Annotated in this window: 22 protein-coding genes; 15 read left to right on the top strand and 7 right to left on the bottom strand. The window is 39.1% G+C overall.

Going from position 1 to position 24,160, the window contains the following annotated elements:
* Positions 1 to 6: 6 nt before the first annotated feature.
* Together FHT21_RS14585 and FHT21_RS14580 are read right to left on the bottom strand one after the other, a co-directional pair.
* Positions 7 to 2,361: a histidine kinase dimerization/phosphoacceptor domain -containing protein gene (locus FHT21_RS14585; RefSeq protein ID WP_167295361.1), complete on the bottom strand. Its 2,355-nt coding sequence runs from the start codon at positions 2,359 to 2,361 to the stop codon at positions 7 to 9.
* Positions 2,362 to 2,367: 6 nt separating this feature from the next.
* Positions 2,368 to 4,059, bottom strand: coding sequence for a sigma 54-interacting transcriptional regulator (locus FHT21_RS14580; RefSeq protein ID WP_167295360.1), 1,692 nt, complete (start codon positions 4,057 to 4,059; stop codon positions 2,368 to 2,370).
* 548 nt (positions 4,060 to 4,607) lie between these two features.
* On the opposite strand from FHT21_RS14580, the gene FHT21_RS14575 reads away from it, so the two are divergent.
* The 13 genes from FHT21_RS14575 (at position 4,608) to FHT21_RS14515 (ending at position 17,786) form a co-directional block, all read left to right on the top strand.
* Complete coding sequence (locus FHT21_RS14575) at positions 4,608 to 5,240, top strand: hydrolase (RefSeq protein WP_190326304.1); 633 nt, start codon at positions 4,608 to 4,610, stop codon at positions 5,238 to 5,240.
* 16 nt (positions 5,241 to 5,256) lie between these two features.
* The gene (locus tag FHT21_RS14570; RefSeq protein ID WP_167295358.1) at positions 5,257 to 6,636 is read left to right on the top strand and encodes an alginate export family protein; all 1,380 of its coding nucleotides are present in this window, start codon (positions 5,257 to 5,259) and stop codon (positions 6,634 to 6,636) included.
* 11 nt (positions 6,637 to 6,647) lie between these two features.
* Positions 6,648 to 7,388: a M17 family peptidase N-terminal domain-containing protein gene (locus FHT21_RS14565; RefSeq protein ID WP_167295357.1), complete on the top strand. Its 741-nt coding sequence runs from the start codon at positions 6,648 to 6,650 to the stop codon at positions 7,386 to 7,388.
* 27 nt (positions 7,389 to 7,415) lie between these two features.
* On the top strand, positions 7,416 to 9,308 hold the full coding sequence (locus FHT21_RS14560) for an amidohydrolase (RefSeq protein WP_167295356.1): 1,893 nt from the start codon (positions 7,416 to 7,418) through the stop codon (positions 9,306 to 9,308).
* Between the two features lie 3 nt (positions 9,309 to 9,311).
* Complete coding sequence (locus FHT21_RS14555; protein WP_167295355.1) at positions 9,312 to 9,746, top strand: DoxX family protein; 435 nt, start codon at positions 9,312 to 9,314, stop codon at positions 9,744 to 9,746.
* Between the two features lie 22 nt (positions 9,747 to 9,768).
* Positions 9,769 to 10,242 (top strand): DNA starvation/stationary phase protection protein, encoded by a 474-nt coding sequence (locus tag FHT21_RS14550; RefSeq protein WP_167295354.1) that lies wholly within the window; start codon positions 9,769 to 9,771, stop codon positions 10,240 to 10,242.
* Between the two features lie 13 nt (positions 10,243 to 10,255).
* Complete coding sequence (locus FHT21_RS14545) at positions 10,256 to 10,945, top strand: YoaK family protein (RefSeq protein WP_167295353.1); 690 nt, start codon at positions 10,256 to 10,258, stop codon at positions 10,943 to 10,945.
* Between the two features lie 2 nt (positions 10,946 to 10,947).
* On the top strand, positions 10,948 to 13,251 hold the full coding sequence (locus FHT21_RS14540) for a sensor histidine kinase (RefSeq protein ID WP_167295352.1): 2,304 nt from the start codon (positions 10,948 to 10,950) through the stop codon (positions 13,249 to 13,251).
* Positions 13,252 to 13,256: 5 nt separating this feature from the next.
* The gene (locus FHT21_RS14535) at positions 13,257 to 14,192 is read left to right on the top strand and encodes a ring-cleaving dioxygenase (protein ID WP_167295351.1); all 936 of its coding nucleotides are present in this window, start codon (positions 13,257 to 13,259) and stop codon (positions 14,190 to 14,192) included.
* Positions 14,193 to 14,195: 3 nt separating this feature from the next.
* The gene (locus tag FHT21_RS14530; protein ID WP_167295350.1) at positions 14,196 to 14,501 is read left to right on the top strand and encodes a GNAT family N-acetyltransferase; all 306 of its coding nucleotides are present in this window, start codon (positions 14,196 to 14,198) and stop codon (positions 14,499 to 14,501) included.
* 4 nt (positions 14,502 to 14,505) lie between these two features.
* The gene (locus tag FHT21_RS14525; RefSeq protein ID WP_167295349.1) at positions 14,506 to 15,120 is read left to right on the top strand and encodes a dienelactone hydrolase family protein; all 615 of its coding nucleotides are present in this window, start codon (positions 14,506 to 14,508) and stop codon (positions 15,118 to 15,120) included.
* A gap of 7 nt (positions 15,121 to 15,127) precedes the next feature.
* Positions 15,128 to 15,754, top strand: coding sequence for a TMEM175 family protein (locus tag FHT21_RS14520; protein WP_167295348.1), 627 nt, complete (start codon positions 15,128 to 15,130; stop codon positions 15,752 to 15,754).
* 343 nt (positions 15,755 to 16,097) lie between these two features.
* On the top strand, positions 16,098 to 17,786 hold the full coding sequence (locus tag FHT21_RS14515; protein ID WP_243853998.1) for a sigma-54 dependent transcriptional regulator: 1,689 nt from the start codon (positions 16,098 to 16,100) through the stop codon (positions 17,784 to 17,786).
* Positions 17,787 to 17,900: 114 nt separating this feature from the next.
* Here the strand turns inward: FHT21_RS14515 and FHT21_RS14510 are convergent, their stop codons facing one another.
* The 4 genes from FHT21_RS14510 to FHT21_RS14495 form a co-directional block, all read right to left on the bottom strand.
* On the bottom strand, positions 17,901 to 18,146 hold the full coding sequence (locus tag FHT21_RS14510; RefSeq protein ID WP_167292724.1) for a hypothetical protein: 246 nt from the start codon (positions 18,144 to 18,146) through the stop codon (positions 17,901 to 17,903).
* Between the two features lie 577 nt (positions 18,147 to 18,723).
* Entirely contained in the window at positions 18,724 to 19,800 is a 1,077-nt protein-coding gene (locus tag FHT21_RS14505; protein WP_167295347.1) for an RICIN domain-containing protein, read from the bottom strand.
* An 897-nt stretch (positions 19,801 to 20,697) separates the two neighbouring features.
* Positions 20,698 to 21,051, bottom strand: coding sequence for a hypothetical protein (locus tag FHT21_RS14500; RefSeq protein ID WP_167295346.1), 354 nt, complete (start codon positions 21,049 to 21,051; stop codon positions 20,698 to 20,700).
* A gap of 154 nt (positions 21,052 to 21,205) precedes the next feature.
* On the bottom strand, positions 21,206 to 21,958 hold the full coding sequence (locus FHT21_RS14495; protein ID WP_167295345.1) for an SDR family oxidoreductase: 753 nt from the start codon (positions 21,956 to 21,958) through the stop codon (positions 21,206 to 21,208).
* 98 nt (positions 21,959 to 22,056) lie between these two features.
* On the opposite strand from FHT21_RS14495, the gene FHT21_RS14490 reads away from it, so the two are divergent.
* Positions 22,057 to 22,422: a helix-turn-helix domain-containing protein gene (locus tag FHT21_RS14490; RefSeq protein ID WP_167295344.1), complete on the top strand. Its 366-nt coding sequence runs from the start codon at positions 22,057 to 22,059 to the stop codon at positions 22,420 to 22,422.
* A gap of 126 nt (positions 22,423 to 22,548) precedes the next feature.
* Positions 22,549 to 22,854 carry a GNAT family N-acetyltransferase gene (locus tag FHT21_RS14485; RefSeq protein ID WP_167295343.1) on the top strand — a complete coding sequence of 102 codons (306 nt, stop codon included), beginning with the start codon at positions 22,549 to 22,551 and terminating at the stop codon, positions 22,852 to 22,854.
* Between the two features lie 294 nt (positions 22,855 to 23,148).
* Here the strand turns inward: FHT21_RS14485 and FHT21_RS14480 are convergent, their stop codons facing one another.
* Entirely contained in the window at positions 23,149 to 24,006 is an 858-nt protein-coding gene (locus FHT21_RS14480) for an SGNH/GDSL hydrolase family protein (protein ID WP_167295342.1), read from the bottom strand.
* Positions 24,007 to 24,160: the final 154 nt, after the last annotated feature.

Below are 24,160 nucleotides of genomic sequence, written 5' to 3'. Positions count from 1 at the left end.
CTCTAATTAATCTTTCAACAGGAATAAATCTTCATTTTTATTCATAAAAGTCAGGCTTAAGGAAACACCGTCATTGCTTTCCATCGTGAAAATGCCATCAATTTGGGCACTTAGTCCCTTCATCAAAATAATGCCCAGTGTGTTGCTCTGTTCATAATCAAAGTCGGCGGGTAAACCAATGCCGTTATCCTTAATAAACAGTTGATAATGATCTGTCAGGCATTCTTTTAGGGAAATGATTACTTTTCCGCCCTGTCTATCGGGGAAAGCGTATTTGAAAATATTGGTAATCGCCTCGTTAATAATTAAGCCAAGCGGAACAGCTTTCGAAATATCCAGTTCGAGATTTAAAATATCCAATTCAAAGCTGATCTTTTTATCGTCGTTCAGGCTTTCCTTTAAATATTCAACTAATTCTACGATATAGGGCTGAATGTTGATGGTGGCCAGATTTTCTGTTTGATAGAGCTTTTGATGAATCAACGCAATACTTTTCAAACGGTGCTGACTTTCTTTTATGGCCTCAATTGCCGATAAATCTTCCAGGTAATAACTTTGGCTGTTTAACAAACTCATTGTTAACTGCAGGTTGTTTTTAACCCGATGGTGCACTTCCTTAATTAGGCTTTCTTTCTCTTCAATTAAATTATTTTTTTGTTGAATATTTACTTCAAGTTCGGCATAGGCAAGGTCTATATCCGCTTTTTTCCTGACTAAAGTATCATGAAGTTTCTTTTTCAAACGAAATCTGCCATAGATTAAAACAAGCACGATAGTTAAAAATGCCAGTCCCGCGATAGTGGCATTTTTGATCCATTGAATGCGGTTAAGTTCCTGACTTTGCAATTGTGATTTCTTTCTAAGGATTTCATTTTCATTCTCCTTTTGCGAAGCCTGGAATTCGATCTTCAATCGCTCAATGGTGTTTAAATTCTCCTGGCTAAGCATAGAATCTCTAAGCTTATGAAAAGTTTGCAGGTGAATAATGGCTTCGGCCGGACGATCTGTAGATACATCTATTTTGTAAAGAATTTCATTTAACCGGATCTGCCTTGGCAAGGTCATACTGATCTGGTTTTCTCTCGCCCTTTCGGCGAATTGTAAAGCAAGCTCATATTTGTTTTGGGCAAAGTAAAATTCGCTTACAGAGAAGAAAACTGAAGTTTGGAAAGGGTTGGAATATGTTTTTAATGTAGCATCTTCCAGTAGTTTGTCGAAATACTTTTTAGCCAGATCGTACTTTTTTAACGCAGCATAACACTCGCCAAATGCCAGAAACATAAAATATTGATGCCCGCTCGACGGATTGTTCACTTCGTTCCATGTTTTTTGAAGTATGGAGAGTGCTTTTTTGGCTTCACCTAGTTTGATCATTTGGCTCGTAATGGCATATGCCGTAACAAAGCGGAAAGGATCTTTTTTATCGCTACCATCAAGGGTTTTACGGTACCAGGCAATACTTTCTTTAGCTTTGCCCATGGCCTCATAGGCAGAACCTACTCTGTTTAAATAGGTGCCGAGTACTTCCTCATGACTGCTTTGAGCCGTTTTTACACTTAGTAAAGCATAATTTAAGGCCTTGCTTAGTTCTCCTTTTCGTTCGTAAACTGCCGAAAGTAAATCGTAAGCCATTGGGAGGTCTGGGAGTTTAAATTTTTTATCCAGCGCTATAACTTCAAAAAGCTCTTTTATTGATAAATCAAATTTTTCTTCCTCTAAATGGAAGTCGGCCATTGCTTTTAGGAGTGTTGCCTCCCTGTATTTTTCCTGGAAAGAGGTGCCGATTTCTTTATATAAGGCATGTGCAGTGGCTGCCCGGTTGTAAAATGTTTTGTTTTTATAATCCGAAACGGTATCGGGAACATTGATGTAATACGAATACCATGCGCTGGCTTCAAAACGTTTGTTTCCGGTTTTTTGTGCAATAACGATTGCCTTTTCGTAGGTGAGTGCCTGCTGCACCCGCAAATGTTTTTTGTTTAAAAACTGGGCGTAAAGCATAAGTGTTCGAAATTCCCAGTTTAACGATCCGAGTTGATTACTTAAGGTAAGTGCTTTTTTCAGGTAAGGTAATGCCTTTGCTAAATTTTCTGGTTGGTCTTCTTGTTGATTAATGAAATGATCGGAAATTTTGATCAGGTATTTTACCTGGTTTGTATCAGGCTCAGCGTTTGCAAGAAGTTTGTTTAGCTTTTGAAGTGAATCCTTAGCATTTAAGTTGTTTACCTGATTTCTGGCCGAACTGTTATTGCTCTTAATGAGAATTAGAATAAAAGAACTAAGTACAACAAAGAAAACCACCATTTTATTGATGTGCTTTACTGTTCCGGCTTTTTTAAGCAAACTATTTAATTCGATCATTCAAATTTACCTATTCAGGATATGCTCCCGTTTAATTTTAAATTTTTTAATTTTTGAGTTAAGGGTAGTCGCTGGGATGTGTAACATTTCTGCAGCCCCACCGACACCGGATATTTTGCCCTTACAATGTTTTAATATTGCCAAGATATGGTCCCGCTCGTTTTCGTGGATGCTTTTGATTTTTTGCTCCTCCGAACCGTTAATGGCTTCATTTCTATCTATTTTAGGCAGGTGTATCTCTTTTAATATGTTGCCCGATGTTAATAGTATGCTCCGCTCAATTAGGTGCTCCAGCTCCCTTACATTTCCTGGCCAGGGGTAGAGCATCAGTTTGTTCAAGGCGCTTTTGGAAATAGCGTTTACCTGTCGCCCGGTTTTTTTGGAAATGCGTTCAATGAAGAAGGTTGTTAGCGGCGGGATGTCATCCAACCGATCCCTTAGCGGCGGGATTGAAATTGGGAATACGTTTAATCTGTAATAGAGATCACTTCTGAAATTTCCTTTTTCTATCTCTTTTAACAGGTTCCTGTTGGTTGCAGCTATAATTCTAACATTCGTTTTAATTACACCCTTACCACCAATGCGTTCTATTTCTTTTTCCTGGAGTGCCCTAAGTAGTTTCACCTGAAGGTCTAGCGAGAGCTCACCAATTTCATCCAAAAACAGCGTGCCATTATGGGCCAGTTCGAATTTTCCGATCCGCCGTTCTGTTGCACCTGTAAAGCTGCCTTTTTCATGTCCAAAAAGTTCGCTTTCGGCCAGGCTGGCGGGGATTGCGGCACAATTGATTTTAACCATCAGTTCATTGTGGCGAAGTGATGAGTTGTGTAAGGCCCTTGCGATGAGTTCTTTTCCTGTTCCTGTTTCTCCAATAATCAATACTGTACTATCAGTAGCTGCCACGGCATCTACCAGGTGAAAAATGCTTTTTAACGATTCGCTTTGTCCGATGATCTCAGTATGGTTGTATTTATGTTGGATCTCTTCTTTTAGGTAAGTTTTCTCATCTTCTAGTTTTTGTTTGTATTGATTGATTTCTGCCAGCTGTAATTCAATTTTTTCATTGGCCAGGATGTTCGATATGGCTATTGAGATTTGCAGCGAAATGCCCTGAAGCAAATCAAAATAAATGTTCGATAGTGAGTTTGCGTTTTTAATATATAGGTAAAAGAAACCGATACAACCCGATCTGTCGACCATTTTGAGCCCGATCATTTCTTTAATACCTTTATTGTGCCAAAATTCCAGCCAGGCCGGTGCATCATCCCACATTAAAACTTCTTCAACATTGAAAACAGTCGGTTTTTCCGATGAGATTATCGCCCTGCACATACCGTCATCGAGCGTATATTTCTTAGATGATTCTGGTGCTATACCTGTAGTTTTAAGGAAATCTTCTTTTTGGTTGTAGATAAAAGCACTATGGGTTTCCTGATCATCATTAATCAAACAGATCACGAAATCATCAAAATCAAATAGTTTTTTTAACTTTTGATCGATGACATCGAAGAGATCAAGTTTATTCCTGATGGAAGCAATGGAATTGCTTAACGATAACAAAACTGCATTTTCCCTTTCTTTTTGTTCGAGTTTTTTAAATAAGCGTGCATTTTCGATTTCAAGTGCAGTCGCTCCATCAATATTCTGGATGGTATGTTCTTGATTTTGAGTTTCAGCTAAATTACCCTTGCTTTCCATGTCGCTAAATTAGGGTTTATTATTTTAATTAATTATTTTTTGTTCGTTAAATCGGTAGCGAAATTTCGTTATTTATTTGTTTTTAATACTGATATTTAGTGTATTATGCAGTATTTTTGTGTTAATATTTTATTTTTTATTTCGTTATTACCCCTGTGTCGTCTGCCTGAACTTGTTTTTTTCGCAATTTTTATTGTTTTAAGGTCTAATAGCTACTTTGTGGTCAGCATCTTTCCGATCAAATAATAGCAAAACCCAAAAATAGGTCGTCATTGCTGAGGAGGAATGACGATACCTCAATCAAATTGCTATTCAGAAAATTAACTAAATACCCAACTCTGCGCCTTTGTATCTTTCTCCGATTTCTCTGTGGGCAGCACACACCTTTCCTATTGTGTGCTTTGTATTAAAAAGCAATATTCAAATTCGTAAATCAACGATATATAGTTAATCATATTTTATGCTGTTTTATGTAAGTTGTTGATATTTAGATGTTTGTTTGGTGGTATGTTTCTTGGGACATTGAGGGAAACAAAAAATATTTAATTATGAAACCATCACCAGATTTATTATCTCCAGAAAACCACGCATTGGTATTAATCGATTTTGAAGGACAAATGGCTTTTGCAACCAAAAGCATCTCTATTACCGAACTTCGTACCAATGTAGCCATTATCTGTGGTGCATCTAAAATCTTTAACGTACCCACTATCGTAACCACAGTTGCTGAAGAATCGTTTGCTGGCCCTGTTTTTCCAGAGATTGAAGAATTTTATCCCCAGGCTACCTCAAATTATATCGATAGAACTTCGATGAATACCTGGGAAGATGAACCCGCTTACAAAGCAATCACTGCAACCGGAAAAAAGAAACTTGTATTGGCAGGCCTTTGGACAGGTGTTTGTATCGTTGGTCCGGCTTTATCAGCCTTATCAGAAGGTTTTGACGTTTTCGTAATTACTGATGCCTGTGGAGATGTAAGCAATGAGGCGCATGAGCGTGCAGTTCAACGAATGGTGCATGCTGGTGTAAAACCGGTAACCTCTGTGCAGTACATCCTTGAACTTCAAAGAGATTGGGCCAGAACCGGAACCTATGAGCCTGTAACCACGCTGATGAAAAAATACGGTGCAGGTTATGGTCTTGGTATCCAGTATGCACACAAAATGGTAAAACACTAATCCTCATTTACATAAAATGAGAACTGATTATCCCCGTTTGGCGATCATAGCAGTAGTTTGTACTTGCTTTTCAATAACAAGTGCATCCGGCCAAAGCATCAGGCTTATGCGCTACGATGAGGATTATAGCAACCTGAAAGATTCGGCCAGGAACTTCTATAATACATTAAAGTTCCTGCTGCTTTCGGTTAATAAAAAAGTATACCTCAGTTTTGGTGGCGAGATCAGGGAGGAATATGGAGGAAAAATTAATGAGGATTGGGTTAAGGATCAGGGGTTTAATTATTCTTTTTTACAGCGCTATTCGCTTTATGCCGATTTAAATATTGGAGAAAGACTGCGGTTTTTTGCCCAGGTAAACAGTGCGCTCGAAAACGGCAGTAAATATGGGCCATCTCCGGTTGATGAGGATCAGCTTGCCGTTCAAAACCTTTTCGCAGAATATAGGATACTTAAAGATTCATTAAACAAATTAGCCGTTCGGGTGGGCAGGCAGGAAATAAATTACGGTTCGGGCAGGTTAATTTCTGTGCGGGAGGGTACAACAGTCCGGCAATACTTTACAGGAGCCAAGCTGATGTATGCAACACCACGATTTTCGTTAGATGCATTTGTTTTAGAAGCCGATGAAGTTAATTTTGGGGTATTTGATAATCGCCCCAGCCATCAGGCCAATCTTTGGGGAGCTTATTCAAATCTCAATATCGAAAAAGGTGGAAACTTTGATTTCTATTATTTAGGCATCAGGCGTGACGATGCTGAATTTGAAGAAGGCATAGCAAAAGAAGTACGGCATACGGTAGCTACCCGGTATTGGAAAAGTGGCGGTGGTTTTATCTATAATGTAGAAGCGGCCTACCAGTTTGGTAGGTTCGGAAATGGTAATATTAATGCCTGGACGATGGCTATTGAATTGGGTTATACTTTCGAACAAACCAGGTTTAAGCCATCCATCAACCTTCGGAACGATTATATTTCAGGCGACCAGAAAGCAGGTAATGGAAAGCTACAGACCTTTAACCCTTTATATCCGAAAGGAGGGTATTTTGGCTTTAACCCACTCATCGGACCATCGAATTTAATTGATCTGCATCCATACTTAACACTAACCTTAACTGATAAATTAAGCGTTCAGGCTGATGTTGTTTTCAACTGGAGGTATTCAACAAATGATGGCATCTATCGCCCAAGCGGAAATTATAACACAGCAGGTTCCCTTTCCGATCACCGCTTTATCGGTACCACTTATCTGCTCAGTGCAGATTATAAATTCAATAACAACCTTTCATTCAGTTGTGGGGGGCAATATTTCAGGGTAGGTGATTTTATAAAAGATATCGTACCACTCTGGGACAATTCAAAGTTTTTTAATGCTCAGGTATCATACAAATTTTAAACAATAAAAAAATGAAAAATAACTTCGCTAAACAATCAATAACTGCTTTCCAAAACTTCAGGTTAGCCATCATCATATTTTCTGTATTTATTACAGGAACAGCATTTGCACAAAACACAACCGCAATAGGAACGGCTAAAGTTTGGGGTACAGTAGATGGAATTGCCATCGAAGGTGTTGTTCAGGGACCATCGGCGCAGGTTAGTGATTTACAGGTTGCCTGTGTTTTCGAATATACAGAAGGAGATATTTTTAACTCACCACCAGCACTTCCGCCTGCATTAAATGGTTTGGTACACCTAGATCAGGATATGAAAGGTTTGATCACTGAAATTCGCAAAAGCGGGAAATTTCTTGGTCACGCCAACGAAACCATTCTAATTTCTCCGCCAAAGGGTACTATAGGTGGTAAACGCCTGCTTTTAATTGGTCTTGGCGATCGGAATAAATTTACACCAGAACTGATGATTGGAGTAGGCAGCATCGCCATGAGAGAAGCGCTTAAACTTGGTGTAAAAAACTTTTCTTTTGCAAGTGATTTAAAAGATGCAGGGATCGACTCGCCAACGGCATTGGTTGCAGGTAATGTTGTAAAAGGCATTTTCGAAGCCTACAGAACCCAAACCTGGTTAAAAGAAAAGAACATGTCAACCTTTAAGCCAGTAGCGAAAGTCATCCTTTTAGCAGGGCCAGCATTTTTTACAACAGCTGGAGAAGGCATTCAGGAAGCAATTGCTGCCATTAAAAATTAAGATCTCGAAATCTAAATAGAAGATACCATGACTGCAGATATAATTTTATTCAATGGTAAAGTTCATACCATTACGAAGCACAAGGAAGAAATAACAGCTGTTGCCATTAAAGATGGCAAGTTTATCGCTGTTGGTCGTGATAGCGACATTATGAATTTTTCGGGTTCTGCAACGAGGCTGATTGACCTTGGCAAAAAACGGGTAGTTCCTGGGATTAACGACTCCCATATTCATTTAATCCGTGGTGGGTTAAATTTCAATCTGGAATTACGCTGGGATGGTGTTCCGTCACTGGCCGATGCCTTGCGGATGCTTAAGGAGCAGGTAGATATTACCCCATCACCACAATGGGTGCGCGTAGTTGGGGGCTGGTCTGAATTTCAGTTTGCTGAAAGGAGAATGCCTACCCTGGAAGAAATAAATGCCATTGCGCCCGAAACACCTGTGTTTATTCTGCACTTATACGACCGTGCTTTTATGAACCGCGCTGCACTTAAAGCCGTTGGATATACCAAAGATACGCCTGCACCTCCGGGTGGAGAAATTCAAAGAGATATGAATGGGCAACCTACCGGATTGATTATCGCGAGCCCGAATGCGATGATTCTATATTCTACGCTGACAAAAGGTCCGAAACTTTCTTACGAACATCAGGTAAATTCTACCCGTCATTTTATGACAGAACTGAACCGTTTCGGGATTACCAGTGTAATTGACGCTGGTGGAGGTTTTCAGAATTTCCCCGACGATTATAAAGTTGTAAACGAATTAAATGAGCAAAAACAACTTACTGTTCGCATTGCTTATAACTTGTTTACACAACGCCCAAAACAGGAATTTGAAGATTTTGATAACTGGACCAATACTGTAAAACTTTATCAGGGAGATGATATGTACCGCCACAACGGGGCAGGCGAGATGCTGGTTTTCTCGGCAGCCGATTTCGAAGATTTTCTTCAGCCACGGCCAGACCTTTCGGATAATATGGAGCCTGAACTGGAACGTGTAGTACGTTTGCTGGTCGAAAAAAGATGGCCATTCAGGCTTCACGCCACTTATAATGAAAGTATCAGCCGCTTTCTAAATGTTTTCGAAAAGGTAAATAGAGATATTCCTTTCGCTGGTTTGCCATGGATTTTCGATCATGCCGAAACCATTGACGAACGGAACATTGAACGTGTAAAAGCTTTAGGTGGCGGTATAGCGATCCAGAGCAGGATGGCCTATCAGGGCGAATATTTTACTGAAAGATATGGTGCAAAAGCTGTCTTACAAACGCCGCCGGTAAAAAAGATGCTCGAAATGGAAGTTCCCGTTGGCGGAGGCTCTGATGCCACACGCGTAAGCAGTTACAACCCATGGGTTTCGATGTTTTGGTTAACTGCCGGTAAAACAGTTGGTGGCTTAAAAATCTACAGTGAAGAAACCGTTTTATCAAGAGAAACCGCTTTAGAACTGTACACCAGAGGCAGTGCCTGGTTTTCGAACGAGCAGCAAAAAAAGGGCGATATCGAAGTAGGCATGCTGGCAGATTTGGCTGTTTTAAATCACGATTACTTCGAAGTTACCGACGAACAGATCAAAAGTATCGAATCCGATTTAACAATTGTTGATGGCAAAATTGTGTATGCAAAAGGTGATTTCTCTTCGTTTTCACCGCCAAAAATCCCGATTCTCCCAGACTGGTCGCCAACCAAAAACTATAATGGATATTATTCTCCATTGATGCATAAAACAGATCAGCAAGGAAAAACAAAAGGGGCAAACGGATCCGGTTCAGTTTTAGCAATGGTGCATTCCTGCGTGGGTAGCTGTAATGTCCATAACCATAATCACGATGCGGTAAGGACCAGCAACCTCCCTGTAAACAATTACACCGCATTTTGGGGCGCTCTGGGCTGCTCATGCTTTGCTTTTTAAGTTATGGAAAATATCATCAAATACCTATTATATTCTGATTTGGGATCAGACTTTAACAATTGGGCTGTACTTACTTTCAGGGTGCTGCTCATGGTTGAGCTTTTTAGGGTTCATGGAATGAAAAAGTTCCGTGTTCAAAATGGAGAAAAGGAGCATGTACCCAATCCCCTGGGGCTGCCCGATAAACTGAACGGTTTAGTGGCTACATTTTCTGATACCATTGTGCCGTTTCTCGTTGCCATAGGTGTTGGAACCAGGTTGTTCCTTCTGCCATCTATAGGCGTAACGGCTATCGGGTACTTTGTAGTACACAGAAAAGATTCTGTTGAGGTACGCGATGTGCCTTACATGTATACACTAGCTATGCTGTTTTTATGGGTAATCGGACCTGGCACTATTTCAATAGATCATTATTTATTCAATACACTTTTTAATTAATATAAACATTAAATCACAAATTATGGAAGCCAAAATTGGAATCAGCGCAGAAAACCTTGCCGAGGTTGCACATTCGTTGAGCAAAATTCTTGCAGATGAGTACGTTTTATACACCAAAACCCGCAAAGCACATTGGAATGTAGAAGGGCCAGACTTTTACAACAAACACAAATTCTTTGAAGAGCAATACACCCAATTGGAAAGTATTGTTGACGAAGTTGCAGAACGTATCCGTAAACTCGGTCATTACGCACCCGCATCGCTTAAACAATTTCTGGAATTAACTCACTTAAGCGAAGATGACCGTGGTAAAAACGATGCATTAACCTACATCAAAATACTGCTTGCCGATCATGAAAGTATCCTGATCCATTTAAGAGAAAACATTGATAATTATGCAGGTGCGCTTAAAGACGCCGGAACAAGCGATTACATTACAGGATTAATGGAAACACACGAAACCATGGCCTGGGTGTTAAGGGCACATTTATCATAAAATCAAAAACAAAATGGAAGAAAAACAGAACAATATCTGGTTTGTAACCCTTGTATTAACCATTATAGCTGGCTTTTGTGATGCGATTACCTTTGTTGCTGCCGATAAAATTTTCTCGGCACACGTTACCGGAAACTTTATCGTATTCGCTTATCAAATGATTAAAGGCTCGGACGGGGATGCATGGATCAAGCTGCTAACTTTCCCAATATTTATGCTCTCGGTTATGGCTGGAGGCTGGATATCGGCGAGATTTTCGAACAGGCATTTTCTGCTTTTATGCGAGGGGATTATCCTATTGCTTGGTGGGGCAATTGCCTATTCGCTCGGCTATATCGATAATGGAGAAATTACCTGGCCCATGTATCTGGTTACCATGATTGTTGTTTTCGCTATGGGTTTGCAAAACGCATTTGGGAAACTTTTTGTAAAGGAAACATATGGACCAACAACTATGATGACGGGCAATGTAACCCAGTTCGCACTCGATATCAGGTCTTTTTGCAATTCTGGTTTTAAAAATACCGATTTCCTTTCGGGGATAAACAGAGGATTGATTACGTTAGGAGGCTTTTTAATAGGATGCATTCTTGGCGCTTGGATCGGGCAGCTATTTGGTTTGGTGGGCATTATGCTACCCGGTGTCGCAATGATTATTTGCTATTATACCACAAAATCAAGCATAAACAATGTTAAGCTTTAAACATGCTGGCCAGAAATAGTGCAATCATTTTTTTAAACAAGAACATTAAATGTTTGCTAATCACTTTCGTTCTGATCAACCCTGCCTTTGTAAAAGGGCAGGGTATTAGGACCAAGACAGAGGTAGAGGTTGCTGAGATGAAACTGCGCAGGCTTGGACAAACAGAAAAGAAAGTCGATTTATTAGTTGATCTGGGGACATATTATCTCAATTTGCCCGGTGAAATAAAAGCAGATTTAGCTAAAGCGATGAGTATTCAACAGCAAGCGCTTAACCTGGCCGGTAAAATCGAATATCCTAAGGGAATAGCTATGAGTACGGTGCTTAAAGGCAATATTCTCCGCGAATCTGGAGATAAGATAGGCAGTACCAAAATCTACGAACAAGCAATCGCTTTTGCCGGTAAAATGGATCTAAAAGATCAATTGGCAGCCGCTTATGCTGCTATGGGGAATCTTTTTGGCAATGAGGGAAAAGATCTTGAAAAGAAGATCGGCTACAATGAAAAATCGCTGGCCCTATACCGCCAGACTGGCAATAAGTTAGAAGAAGGTAACTCGCTTAAAAACCTGGGCGATTATTACAATATAAAAGGCCAACCGGCTTATGCCATTAAACTGATGGATTCATCCCTAGCTGTTTACAAAGCTATTGGATTTAAGGAACTGCAAGGTGTTTACAACAATATGTGTATTACCAATATTGGCCTTGGTAATTTTTCCAATGCATTAAAGTATGGTTTGCTGGCCGAAAAAACCGCAGATCAACTGGCCGATACGAGTTTGCAAAGAAGTTCTATAAACAACCATCTAGGCTTAACCTATTATTACCTGAGGAATGATCAGAAAGCGCTTGATTATTGGTTGGTGGCTAAGAAAATTGCAGAACGGTATAAAGACCCTGGTTATATGCAAACCATTATGGCCAACGTAGCTACCATATTGGTGCGGATGAAAAAGTTCGAAGAGGGTATAGCCGCACTGAAAGAACTGATTATAAAATACCCGCCAACTGATACGCAGATGAAACTTCGGATCCCATACATTTTGTTCAACACCTATTACGATATTGAGCAGTACGCCAAAGCGGAACCTTATTTTAAAGAACTGCAAAAGTTTCATCACGATCTGCCTAAAGATGATCCGAATCAGATCTATTTATACCGGAGTATCATCAGGAAACTGATTCACGATAAACAGTTTGTAGCTGCCGACGGTTATTTACAAGAACATGAAAAACAAAGTTTACAACAGAAAAACTTGTTGGCACTTTCTCAGTTGCACCGGCTTTGGTTCGATGTGGATTCTGCACTGAATAAGCCTTGGTCGGCAGTGGCACACTATAAAACGTACAAGAGATTAACAGACTCTATTTGGAACAACGAAAAGAACAAACAAATTTCGGGTTTGGAAATTGAATACCAGACCGAGAAAAAGGATAAAGACATTGCATTGCTTAGTCAAAAAAATCAATTGCAGAAAGTTACGATCGAAAATGAGGGCAGATTGAGGTATATATTTATTGCCGGTTTATTAATCGCTGCCATGTTTGTGGGTTTGATTTATAACCGGTATCGTTTAAAAAGGCGTAGCAATCTTATTTTAGAACAAAAGCAGGGAGAAATAAACGCGCAGAACGAATTGCTCAGGAAAATACTCAACGAGAAAGAATGGCTTCTGCGCGAAATCCATCACCGGGTTAAAAACAACCTGCAGATTGTTATCAGTCTGCTTAATACCCAATCGGCTTACCTGGATAATGAAGATGCTTTAGTGGCCATCAGAAATAGTCAGAACCGGATGCATGCCATGTCGCTTATCCACCAGAAACTCTATCAATCTGATAATCTAGCAGAAATTGATATGAAATGGTACATCAAAGAACTGGTCGATTACATGATCGAATGTTTTGGTACTGATAAAATCCAGTTCACTTTGGAAACAGAGGTGATTAAATTAGATGTTGCACAAGCCGTTCCGCTTGGTTTGATCCTGAACGAGGCCATTAGTAACGTGATTAAATATGCTTTTCCGGATGATAAAAAAGGTAAAGTGCACATTTCTTTCCTGTTTATGGGAGAGGAGCGCTGCGAACTGAAAATTGCAGACACAGGGATTGGTTTGCCAGCAGGCTTTGATCCTGATCATACCGAATCACTTGGAATGAGCTTAATGACGGGTCTTACCGAACAGCTTAACGGAGAAATAAAAATGTGGAATGATGATGGCCTTGTGCTTGATGTCATCTTTAAACGGCACAACGAATTAATTACAGAAAGCTCAGCACTATTAATAAATAAAAATTAAACGATATGAATAATAACATTTTAGGTTTACACCACATTACAGCGATTGCTGGCAATGCACAGCAAAATTTCGATTTTTATACCAAAACACTAGGTTTAAGGTTAGTGAAAAAGACAGTTAACTTTGATGACCCTGGTACTTACCACCTTTATTATGGTGATGAAACCGGGGCGGCTGGAACCATCCTTACTTTTTTTCCATGGGATGGAATTGGCCAGGGGACGGAAGGCGTGGGCATGGCAACAGAAATTGGTTACTCGGTACCTGAGGGCAGCCATCAGTTCTGGTTAGAAAGATTCGGTGTAGCTAATGTTAAGACGAAAGAAATTACGGAACGTTTTGGGGAGCAGGTATTGGCTTTTAAAGATCCCGATGGTTTGTCGCTGAGTTTAATTGTGCCAAAAACAGCAGATATAAGAACGCCTTGGGAAACTACCGAGATTAAAAAAGATACCGCGACCAAAGGCTTTCACAGTACCACTTTAACTTTGCAAAGCATCGATGAAACGGCTAAGGTACTCACCGATCTGTTTGGTTACCGGTTATTGGGGCAAGAAGAAAACCGCTATCGTTTTATTACCGATACGGTAGAAAATGCAGCCATTGTAGATTTGTTGGAAGTTCCGTCTGGCCACAGGGGCAGAAATGCTGCCGGTACCAACCACCATGTGGCATTCCGTGTTAAAAACGAAGATATTCAAATGGAATTGAGGGAGCAGATTTTAAGTAAAAACTTACAGATTACGCCTAAAATCGACCGTGATTATTTCTACTCTTTATATTTCCGCGAACCAGGAGGTGTACTTTTCGAAATCGCTACAGAAAATCCAGGCTTTACGGTTGACGAACCTTTGAATGAGTTGGGAACACATTTAAAATTACCACATCAACACGAGCATTTACGCGAAGATTTGGATAAATTACTTCCAAAATTAGTTTAAAAGATGGCGCAAGTAAAATTGAATATTCAGGAAAGCGAACCAAGTTCGTTCGACATTTATGATGAAGACGGAAAAGTTGGCGAAATGATTTTCGACATCAAGGATAATGATTTAACCGTTTACCATACGGAAGTAGATACCGCAAAAGAAGGACTCGGGTATGCTAAAATGTTGCTTGATGCGATGGTTGCCTATGTCCGTGAAAATAAATTGATGGTGATCCCGATGTGCCCATACGTGCACATCCAGTTTAAGCGGCATGAAGATTTATACCATGATATCTGGAATAAAGTAAAAGAAGAAGAATAGCGAGATGAAAGAAATTATAAAAGCTGGAAAAAGCTTCGATCAGGCAGAAAAAGTGCTGATCATGATCCATGGACGTGGGGGAACGGCACAGGATATTTTATCAATGGCAGCATACCTTAACGTTTCCAATTTTGCATTGGTGGCGCCACAGGCGACAAATAACACCTGGTATCCACAGTCATTTCTGGCCCCTCGGGTAGCTAACGAACCTTCTTTATCGAATGCATTAAATACCATAAAAGAAACCGTACTTGATCTGGAAAAACAAGGTTTTACAAAAGAACAGATTTACTTTTTGGGTTTCTCACAGGGTGCCTGTTTAACGCTCGATTTTGTTGCCGAAAATGCGGTGCGTTATGGTGGTGTAGTGGCTTTCACAGGTGGTCTTATCGGTGAAAAGGTAGATCACCGCAATTATCATGGCGACTTTGACGGTACACCTATCTTTATCGGAAGCAGCGATCCAGATATGCATGTTCCCGTATCCAGGGTTAAAGAATCAACTGTTTTATTAGAAGAAATGGGGGCAAGGGTTACCGAGATTATTTACGAAAATATGGGGCACACTATCAGCCAGGCAGAAATTACACAGGTGAATAAATTAATTTTTAACGATTAATTTATAAATGGAAAAAGAAACGGGTAGAATAGAGGCTTTTAGCGATGGTGTTTTTGCCATCGCAGTTACGCTTTTGGTACTCGAACTTCACATTCCCGAACTGAAGGATGGTGATACGCCCGTTCACTTACTAAATGCACTGAAAATTCAATGGCCTGGTTATATTGCTTTTGTCATTTCATTTTTCAGCATTTTCATTATCTGGGTAAATCATCATAAAATTTTTAAACAGATTTACAAGCGAAACACAGGGCTCATGTTTGCCAATGGATTTATTCTGTTCCTGGTTTCGCTTGTTTCTTATCCCAGCGCCTTATTGGCTAAGTTTTTTCTCAGTGATTCGAAACAGCTTTCGGTAACCATTTACACAGGATTGTTCGTTTTGATTAACCTGGCTTTTAACCTGTTGTGGCAACAAGCTACTTCGGATAAAAAATTATTACGTCCCGGAATCAGTGATGCCGCCATCAGACAACTCCGGAACAACTACCTGTATGGGTTCCCAACCTATCTAGCCGCTTTTGTTGTTTCATTCTTCTATCCGGATTTAGCCCTAGGTATTTGTGTTTTACTCTGGGTTTTCTGGGCAGCATCATCAAAGAAAATTAACTTTACCGAAACACCAGCTTTGTAATTAAAAAGGATTTGAGTCATAATAAATGTCGAAATTATGGTTGTTGATCATGACTAATCCCTTCTACTATATTTCGTATTCAAAATCGCCTTTTAGCGGAATATCGTGAACCATTTATAATCACGGTATTGCCAAGATAGCATTAGCACCGTATTCTTGCCTTTGGCATGTTCTTTGAATTCGCGGGTTTGAACAATAAGCAAAGACCAATTCTTATCGGATCAATCCTCAATCGCTCAGAGGTGACGAAAAATCTTCCCGATGTTGTTCGTTTTGGTAATTGCATTAAAGTTCATTCATCCAATTCCCAGATAAATATTCCGGGAAAGATCAATTATAAAAAATGAGAAAGCAGGAAACAGATTTTAACACGGGCATTAATGTTGATGGCAACGATGTTAAACCTCATGCCGATTCTTATTTCGAAATAAGGGCAGAAACCGTAGCTGAACAAGAAAAGAATTTTACGCTAAGAGAACTGTTTCAGGGGGTGTTTTCTAAACTCCATCCTTTATTCTCGATTGATTGCGGTGCATTAATTCTTTATAACGATGAAATGGACCACATTACAAGAGCCTATCTTACAGAGGTCATTTCAGGGAAAATATCCTGCACCGAAACCATTTCCGATCCGGTTAGCCTTTCACTTATTACAAAAGAGATAGCTGGTTTTGATTTTCCTGTGCTCAAATCGCGACAAGACTGGATAACTGATTTTGGTGAGAACCATTGCCTCACCAATCATCCTACAGAATATCATTTTCATTGTTATATTCCATTAGAGAACAACGGTCGCATACTGGGGACTTTTGAACTTCATAATCACAAGCGGGAATTAAGTGCAGAAGGATTGACTTTTTGCTGTAACATTGCCGATTTTATTGCCGGACTGCTGGCTGTAATGGAGGAAAGAAATGGATATTCGCCCAATCTGGGAACACTTGCCAAGTCTGAAATTATAAATGGCCCCAAAACATCAATACAAGCTGAGGGGAAAATTAAGCAGTTAGAAAATGAAATCGAAAAACTGAGTACTCAGCTTGCTGAATACCTCATTTTTAAACCGGAAGAATCACCTGAAATTCTTACACACCCAGAAATTGTTGGCAGCAGTCCGGAAATGCAGGAAGTTTACAGCCTGCTCAATCGAATTTCCTCTACACAAACTACGGTTTTAATTTTAGGTGAGACGGGGACGGGTAAAGAATTGATCGCCAAGGCGGTTCACGATGCGTCTGCAAGAAAACAGAAAACAATGATTAGGGTTAATTGTGGCACCATTCCACCTAATTTGATCGAATCTGAACTTTTTGGCCATGAGAAAGGGAGTTTTACAGGTGCTACGGAAAGAAGGATCGGCAAGTTTGAACAGGCACATAAGGGTACAATCTTTCTGGATGAAATTGGGGAGTTACCGCTCGATTTACAAGTTAAATTACTCCGTGTTTTACAGGAAAAAGAAATAGAGCGTGTTGGCGGTAAAACAACTATTGTGACTGATGTGCGCATCATCTCGGCCACCAACAGAAACCTTTTAGAAGAAGTGGAGGCCGGGCGGTTTAGGCGTGATTTATATTATAGGTTAAATGTTTTTCCGGTTTCATTGCCATCCCTTCGAAATCGGAAATCGGATATACCTGCGTTGGCTACTTTTTTCTTAGAGAAATTCGCCAAAAAGTTGAATCGAAATATTGATGGATTTTCAAAAAAGGCAATTTCCACGATGATGGCTTACAGCTGGCCTGGCAATGTAAGAGAATTGGAGCACCTCATCGAAAGGCAGGTGGTAATGGCAGATGGGACCCTGATTAAGGATATCGAAATTCCGGGCAATAACAAACAATCTATATCTTCAGCTGGGGCTGTTAAAACCATATTTGAAAATGAACGCGATCATATATTCACTGTATTAGAATTATGTAACGGGCGGATTTCCGGTCAGCATGGCGCGGCAAAATTATTGGGTGTTCCGGCAACTACATTAAATTCGAAAATCAAAAAGCTTGGCCTGGCCAAAAAACACGTTTATTGATAATCTTGAAGCAATAGTGTTCGTGCTTATTCTTTTGAGTATTGTTTGCTGAAATGGCGATATCTCCTGAACTTTTCTAAAGATATCGCCATTTTTCCTGGTACAACGATTGGCCTAAATATCCAATTCGAAAGATGAGCGGGAGGCCTTGTCTGCCTGGTCTAACAAGTCGGCATCGTGTTCAGCAGCCCTTTCATCACTGATGATTGTACTTTGATTTAACGCATCTTCCTCACTGGTTAACGCATCTTCCTTATCGTCAGAAAGTTCTTCTTTATTTGGATCTATAATCATGGTTTTTTTATTTAAAGATAACCATTTAAATACGTTAACATCCTCTTTTTTTTGTTTTAAATTCAATAATTCAATTTTCAGTTCAAGACAGATTTTTTTATAAAAATTTCATCATAAATTTACTTTATATCGTTAATGATTTATTATTGATTTGTATTTAATTTTTTGTAAATCAATATTTTGTTAATTGATTTTTTGTTAGCTTAATGTTGTGCGTGCAATTGGCGAGAACGGGCAATGCGTTTAGTTTCTATACTAAGGATTTCACGAACTTAATTACAGAATTGTAACTTAATTCTCATAAAGTTTACATCATCGAAAGGCTGCAGGTAGGGCAGGTGCACCATCAGGAAAAAAGATTGCTCAAAAGGATTTTTAATTAAGCTTGCTTTTTGTCGCGATATTGATTGTTTTGTCGCAATACTTGTAGAAGTATTGTCGTGATAGACCTATTAAAGCATACTAATAGGAGAAACAACTATTTGGAGCAATGGATAGGCGGTTTATGATTAATATCAAACTTACTGAAATAGCCTTTATAAAATGCATATTTCGTCGAACTTTTGTGGAAAACGTTCAAAAAACCTCCCGATATTTAATTCAAATATCGGGGAGGTCTTATTCAAGAGCATCTGTTGCTGTTCTACATCCCGTCCGATCGCATGGCAAAAACTAATTTTACTTGTCTGAAGGCATTTGTTTCACTCCATTCATTATCATAGTTTAAGCCGTAAGGCCAAAAATGACCGCCACCTGTATGTATTGCAGCACTTTGACCATCAAAAATCTTAATGAGTGCAACTGTATTAGCGCCCAGAAAGTCGCCTGTAGAGGTATTTGATGACCATCCACTGCTTAAACCAACGCCATAGGTATGTGCAATTTCGTGCATTGCCGTACGGACACTCTGGTAACTGCTGTTTGCACCAAAACGGATATTGCCATTTGTACTGCCATCAGCTGTGGGTACACCTGTATTGTATTCTACCGTAAGCGTACGCGACGGCCAGTTAGCACCTGCATTATACCTCGAACAGGCATCATTCATGGCGTTGGTAATACGTGTAAGTACATCGGCAGGCACCCCTGTACTGTTAAGTACCCAGCCCAATTGACCGTTAGCGTTAACGGTTAATAAAGACCATTGTTGGTTTTCGCCACCCAAGTAACTCCATTGGTCAACATTAGCACCATTATCAATTGATTGATTGGCAACATCAAGGTCCTTGCCGCTGTTTCTGTTTACAATACGATAATAACCATTGCCCAGTGATGTAAATAGCCACTGCTGATTTGTTGCCCCAGTGTAGGTAGATATATTTACATTGTCTCCGTCGGCCGTTCCTGCCTGGTCTACCTGAAGTCCTTTGGAGCTATGTACACCAATAATCGAATAGTAACCACCAGAAAGCAGTGTTAAGTTCCATCTCTGATTTGTTCCTCCATTGCTGGCATATTGGGAAACATTTGCACCGTCTGCAGTCTGAAATCCACCAACATCAAGAACTTTTCCACTTTTGCGGTTTACGATGTAGAAAGTACCGTTTCCGACAGATAACGGGGTTTCGTTAGGCGGTATTGCACTCAGTTTTCCCTTTATCGAAAGGTCTTTGGTTGTGTCTGGATCTGGGAGATCGCTTTTTCTGCAACTGCCGGCAAATAAAATCAATCCGAGCATAAAGATGCTGGTTAAACCTGAAGTAAAAGATTTTGTTTTCATAAAAATTAGGTAAAGATGAATGAACAGGCACATGTAGATGTTCGTTTGGTTATTTAAAGAAGACATATGCAACCCATTTAGTTGGGCTCCTCTTTTTTAGTTTAGAATGTATACTTTAAAGCGGTTTTAAATTGTTTTAAAGCACAGGAACAGGTTGCCACTGGTTACTAGCTAATAAACCTGTTGCTGATTTTTTAAATCATTAAGATTTTTATTGCAATAAAGAATATTAGCTGGCGGTTAAACAGTTCCTGAAATTTCGCTATAAAGAGATTAAGTTATCTGCGGGTGTTTAGTGAACTGTAAGCGACCTCGCAAAATTTGATTGAGTGGTTAATTAGCACGTGTCTCTTGGCTAAGCCTGCTATTCTGCTGATCTTCAATAGGAGAAGAATTTCTAAATACAAGGGTAGTTGGGCGTTCTGTAGCATAATTTAGTTTTTCTCAATCGGTTAAACGGTTTGTTATTTCGGAAAACTGGTTATAGCCATTTTAATGCTTACAACCATCAATTACCCCGCTGGTTAATCCAGGATAATTGGGATCTATCATACTTTATACTTGGTTAAAACAAATTAAGCATAAAAAAAGTGCTTGTAGTGAGGGGTAATCTAATAAAAATGAGGGGGTAAACTCTTTTTATTTTTGAGATTATGGCCTTGTTTTAAGTTTTTTATATAAAGTATAATTTTTATAAACGTCTTTTTTACGTTTATTTTTTATTCAGTAAATAAAAAAACAAAGAAAACAGAAGTGGTTTATGCCAATTTTTGACTATTTATCTGTCATTTTAATTGATGTTCAGGAATCTGGCGCTGCCGAGAAAGGAGGTTATATAAAAAATGATACCTTTAAAGGGTATCATTTTCAATTCTCGTTATTAAAAAATCAGGCGATTTATTTTTTATTAGCTTGAAACTGCGTTACTAACAGTACACCTCCAAGGGTAGCAGTCAGAAAAAAACCTTCAAAAATCTGTAAACGCTTTCTTTCTTTAAAACCGCGATAAAAAGTATAAGCAGCTATAATACATAAACCCACATATTCTATATCTCTTTGTACTCTTTTTGATGAATCTTTGGGATTGATCAAAGCAATCTTCAATAATGCTTCAATTAAACTGATGCTTTTAGAAACGCCTCTTCTAATCTGTGCTTTACATGCCGAAGCGCCAAATTTTTTTGCCACTGTTTGTAGCCCGCTGGTGGTAATCTCGTTGATTAAATGTGTTTGAGTATCTTTTTTTTGCATATCGCTTTTCATAAGTCCTATTATTTCAACGCCACTTATGGCATATAGTTTTGACTAATTTGAAAAAAGCTGACTGTGGATCAGATAATCCTTAATCTCTTCCATTCATATTTCGATACGGTGATCAATTAATTTTTTTCTGCCTTTTTTAATATCAGAATGCCGAACGTCTTCCTCCGCCATCAACAACAGAAACAGTTCCTGTTACATATTTGGCACGTGGCGAAACGAGGAAGGCAGCCATGTTTGCCATGTCCTGCACTTCACCAAAATCTTGCAAAGGTATTTCGCGTTCTGCATATTTCCGACGCTCATCACCAGGAAAATAGGGCCGGATGTTTTCGGTATCGATCAGTCCAGGTTGCAAACAGTTCACCCTAATTCCATATTTACCTAACTCGCCAGCAAGTTGTTTAGACCACATTACCACAGCGGCCTTTGCAACAGCAGAAACATTCAACGATCGTAATTCATAAGTACTGGTCAAATTGAGTATCGTACCCTGCTTCCGGCTTATAAAATGCGGTAACAACTCTTGCGTGAGTAGTCTGGGGCGCTCAAAATCTAAAGCCATCGACTTTGTCCAGGGTTCTTTTGGCCCTGTAGCATCTACAGGCTGACTTTGCCCCGCATTGTTAATGAGGATGTCAACATGCCCAAGCGAAGATAAAGCCGAAGAAGCAATTTTGTGAGGGGCGTTAGGCGCTAGCAAGTCATAAGCAAAAACAATAGGAGCAGGGCTACCTTCGGCAACGATCTCGTTGAAAAGGCTATCTAATGATTTTTGGTTGCGGCCTGTTATAAAAACTTTTACACCTTCTTTTGCCAGTTCTTTTGCTATTGCTCTACCGATTCCTTTAGAGGCCCCGGTTACCAATGCCGTTTTTCCGGTTAAATATAAGTCCATATTTTCTTGTGATTAAATTGATCTTGCAATAATAACTCGTACCATGTATTTTTATAGCATGCACTACCATTTGTGTGGTACAAACAAATTTGTAAGTAATGACGGCACGAAAAGAAAATTCTACCTATACCTTCAACGAAAAATTTATAACAGATTGCGATCTGACTTATGCGGCCAACAAAATAGGAGGGAGATGGAAAATTGTAATATTGGATAAACTTGGAAACCGAAAAATGAGGTTTAGCGAGTTGAAAAAAGAATTTCCATATATATCAGAACGGATGTTAACCTTACAGTTGCGGGCATTAGAGCAGGATGAACTAGTTAAAAGAACTGTTTATGCGGAGGTTCCTCCAAGGGTAGAATATGAACTAACCCCGATTGCACTAGAATTTCTTCCCATTTTTTGTCAATTAAGTGCCTGGGGCAGGAAGAATAAAATGCTAAAGAATAATAGATCATAAAACCGTTAAAGTATGAGTATAGGTATGCATAAATCAGCAGATATTGGTTACCTTTAATGGATTTGGCAGATGTTAATGCTGCGATCAGTTGATTAATATATTTTAAAATTATATCGAGTTAGTATTATGGCAGAAGTTAAATTGAATATCCAAAAAAAAGAACCTAGCGCATTTGAACTTTATGATGAAGGCGAAAAATACGGAGAAATGGTTTTTGATATTCAGGGAGAAAATTTAACGGTTTATCATACCGAAATTGATCCCGAGAAAGAAGGCAAAGGTTACGCAAAACTATTGCTAGATGCAATGGTAAATTATGTACGGACAAATAACCTGAAGGTAATTCCACTCTGCCCTTATGTGCATTTGCAATTTAAACGGCATGAAGAACTTTACAAAGATATCTGGAACAAAGTGCGTGAAAACGATTAGGTTCAACAGCAATTGCCGAATTTCAGGTTTTTAATGAGCGGAGGTTATAAAAACAACTAAACGGCTTGTTTTAGACAATTTATTATTCAATGTGTATAGATAGTGCATCTTCATCTATTATTTAGTGGCCTTGCTCTATTTTTATTTCATTGAAAAGAAAGTAGCCATACTTTTATAGTAAGAATCAAATCAACGGGACGATTTAGAGATCTTATTGGGGTTCCTCAACGATGAGGAACCTTTTTTATTCATGTTCAGTGCTATTGATCAGGTTTGCAACATATTGTCAGGCATTTACAAAACATGATAATTTTTCTTAAAAAGCGTCACCAGGTTTTCTGCAATTACCTTATTGCCCTGATCAGAAGGATGCAAACCATCATAAGTCATTTTCGCTGCATCTAACGGATAAGGATAATCATCTTTTTTGGGATTATAGGGAATGGAAGCAGATTCGGGATATTTATAGTTCTGATATGCTCCTGTTAAAGGATTTTTCAGCCTTTTAAATTTAACTGCTTTTTCAAGTTTGAGTTTTCGGTTATGATACAAGTCAACCACAGGGAAATTTTCATGTTTTGCTATTTCGATGATGGCATTGGCAAACATTTCTAAAGTTTGCCCGTTTTTTGCCTTATAAGATCCAAATGCATTGTTGTTGGCATCGGCTATATATACAAAATCGTTGCGCTGTATAGGTGTAATCAATACAATTTTAGCACTTGGATTTAAACTCCTGATTTTATCGACAATGATGCGGTAAGCACCACAGGTAGTGCCGGTTCCGGTATTGTTAATATAATCGTTTAATGAACCTACTGGGATTCCGTTCCACCAATCGTTTGTGCCCAGAAAAACCGAATATAAGTCTGATTGAACAATACCTAGCTTGTTGATTTCTTTTGCAATGCCAACTGTTGTCCAGCCATTATGGCCCTGGTTAATATAGCTGATGTTCGGCAAACGGTCTTTAACCCGGTCGAGATAGCCTTTTTTTACGCGGTTACCCGTTTCATTTAAATGATTGTTAAGGTAGGTAATGGAATCGCCTATGGCCGTCCATTTAATTTCTTTTGCAGGGGTAAACGAAAAATTAATAATCAGGATGAATAAAAGTGATGTAGTTAATTTTTTAAAGTTTTTTTTGCTCATGCCGTGTTAAAAATCATAGTTAATCTATAGGTGAAGATCAGCGATGAATTTAGTTAGAAAATTTTAAGTTTTGAAGCAATTGGTCTTTTTAAAATGGATCCATGGATTTAGCCCCAAACATCTATTTTTTTGAGGTACTGGTCGATTTTTATCT

The sequence above is a fragment of the Pedobacter sp. SG908 genome (assembly GCF_011759615.1).
GTDB lineage: Bacteria > Bacteroidota > Bacteroidia > Sphingobacteriales > Sphingobacteriaceae > Pedobacter > Pedobacter riviphilus.
The sequence above is the reverse complement of the archived record's forward strand: the minus strand, read 5'-3'. Positions and strand labels throughout refer to the sequence as shown.

Coding starts and splice junctions, on each gene's coding strand:
- FHT21_RS14485 (WP_167295343.1), top strand. CDS start 22,549: ATGGCAGAAGTTAAATTGAATATCCAAAAAAAAGAACCTAGCGCATTT.
- FHT21_RS14565 (WP_167295357.1), top strand. CDS start 6,648: ATGAAAAATAACTTCGCTAAACAATCAATAACTGCTTTCCAAAACTTC.
- FHT21_RS14490 (WP_167295344.1), top strand. CDS start 22,057: ATGACGGCACGAAAAGAAAATTCTACCTATACCTTCAACGAAAAATTT.
- FHT21_RS14515 (WP_243853998.1), top strand. CDS start 16,098: ATGAGAAAGCAGGAAACAGATTTTAACACGGGCATTAATGTTGATGGC.
- FHT21_RS14520 (WP_167295348.1), top strand. CDS start 15,128: ATGGAAAAAGAAACGGGTAGAATAGAGGCTTTTAGCGATGGTGTTTTT.
- FHT21_RS14570 (WP_167295358.1), top strand. CDS start 5,257: ATGAGAACTGATTATCCCCGTTTGGCGATCATAGCAGTAGTTTGTACT.
- FHT21_RS14575 (WP_190326304.1), top strand. CDS start 4,608: ATGAAACCATCACCAGATTTATTATCTCCAGAAAACCACGCATTGGTA.
- FHT21_RS14585 (WP_167295361.1), bottom strand. CDS start 2,361: ATGATCGAATTAAATAGTTTGCTTAAAAAAGCCGGAACAGTAAAGCAC.
- FHT21_RS14480 (WP_167295342.1), bottom strand. CDS start 24,006: ATGAGCAAAAAAAACTTTAAAAAATTAACTACATCACTTTTATTCATC.
- FHT21_RS14495 (WP_167295345.1), bottom strand. CDS start 21,958: ATGGACTTATATTTAACCGGAAAAACGGCATTGGTAACCGGGGCCTCT.
- FHT21_RS14550 (WP_167295354.1), top strand. CDS start 9,769: ATGGAAGCCAAAATTGGAATCAGCGCAGAAAACCTTGCCGAGGTTGCA.
- FHT21_RS14500 (WP_167295346.1), bottom strand. CDS start 21,051: ATGCAAAAAAAAGATACTCAAACACATTTAATCAACGAGATTACCACC.
- FHT21_RS14530 (WP_167295350.1), top strand. CDS start 14,196: ATGGCGCAAGTAAAATTGAATATTCAGGAAAGCGAACCAAGTTCGTTC.
- FHT21_RS14545 (WP_167295353.1), top strand. CDS start 10,256: ATGGAAGAAAAACAGAACAATATCTGGTTTGTAACCCTTGTATTAACC.
- FHT21_RS14525 (WP_167295349.1), top strand. CDS start 14,506: ATGAAAGAAATTATAAAAGCTGGAAAAAGCTTCGATCAGGCAGAAAAA.
- FHT21_RS14505 (WP_167295347.1), bottom strand. CDS start 19,800: ATGAAAACAAAATCTTTTACTTCAGGTTTAACCAGCATCTTTATGCTC.
- FHT21_RS14560 (WP_167295356.1), top strand. CDS start 7,416: ATGACTGCAGATATAATTTTATTCAATGGTAAAGTTCATACCATTACG.
- FHT21_RS14540 (WP_167295352.1), top strand. CDS start 10,948: ATGCTGGCCAGAAATAGTGCAATCATTTTTTTAAACAAGAACATTAAA.
- FHT21_RS14555 (WP_167295355.1), top strand. CDS start 9,312: ATGGAAAATATCATCAAATACCTATTATATTCTGATTTGGGATCAGAC.
- FHT21_RS14535 (WP_167295351.1), top strand. CDS start 13,257: ATGAATAATAACATTTTAGGTTTACACCACATTACAGCGATTGCTGGC.
- FHT21_RS14580 (WP_167295360.1), bottom strand. CDS start 4,059: ATGGAAAGCAAGGGTAATTTAGCTGAAACTCAAAATCAAGAACATACC.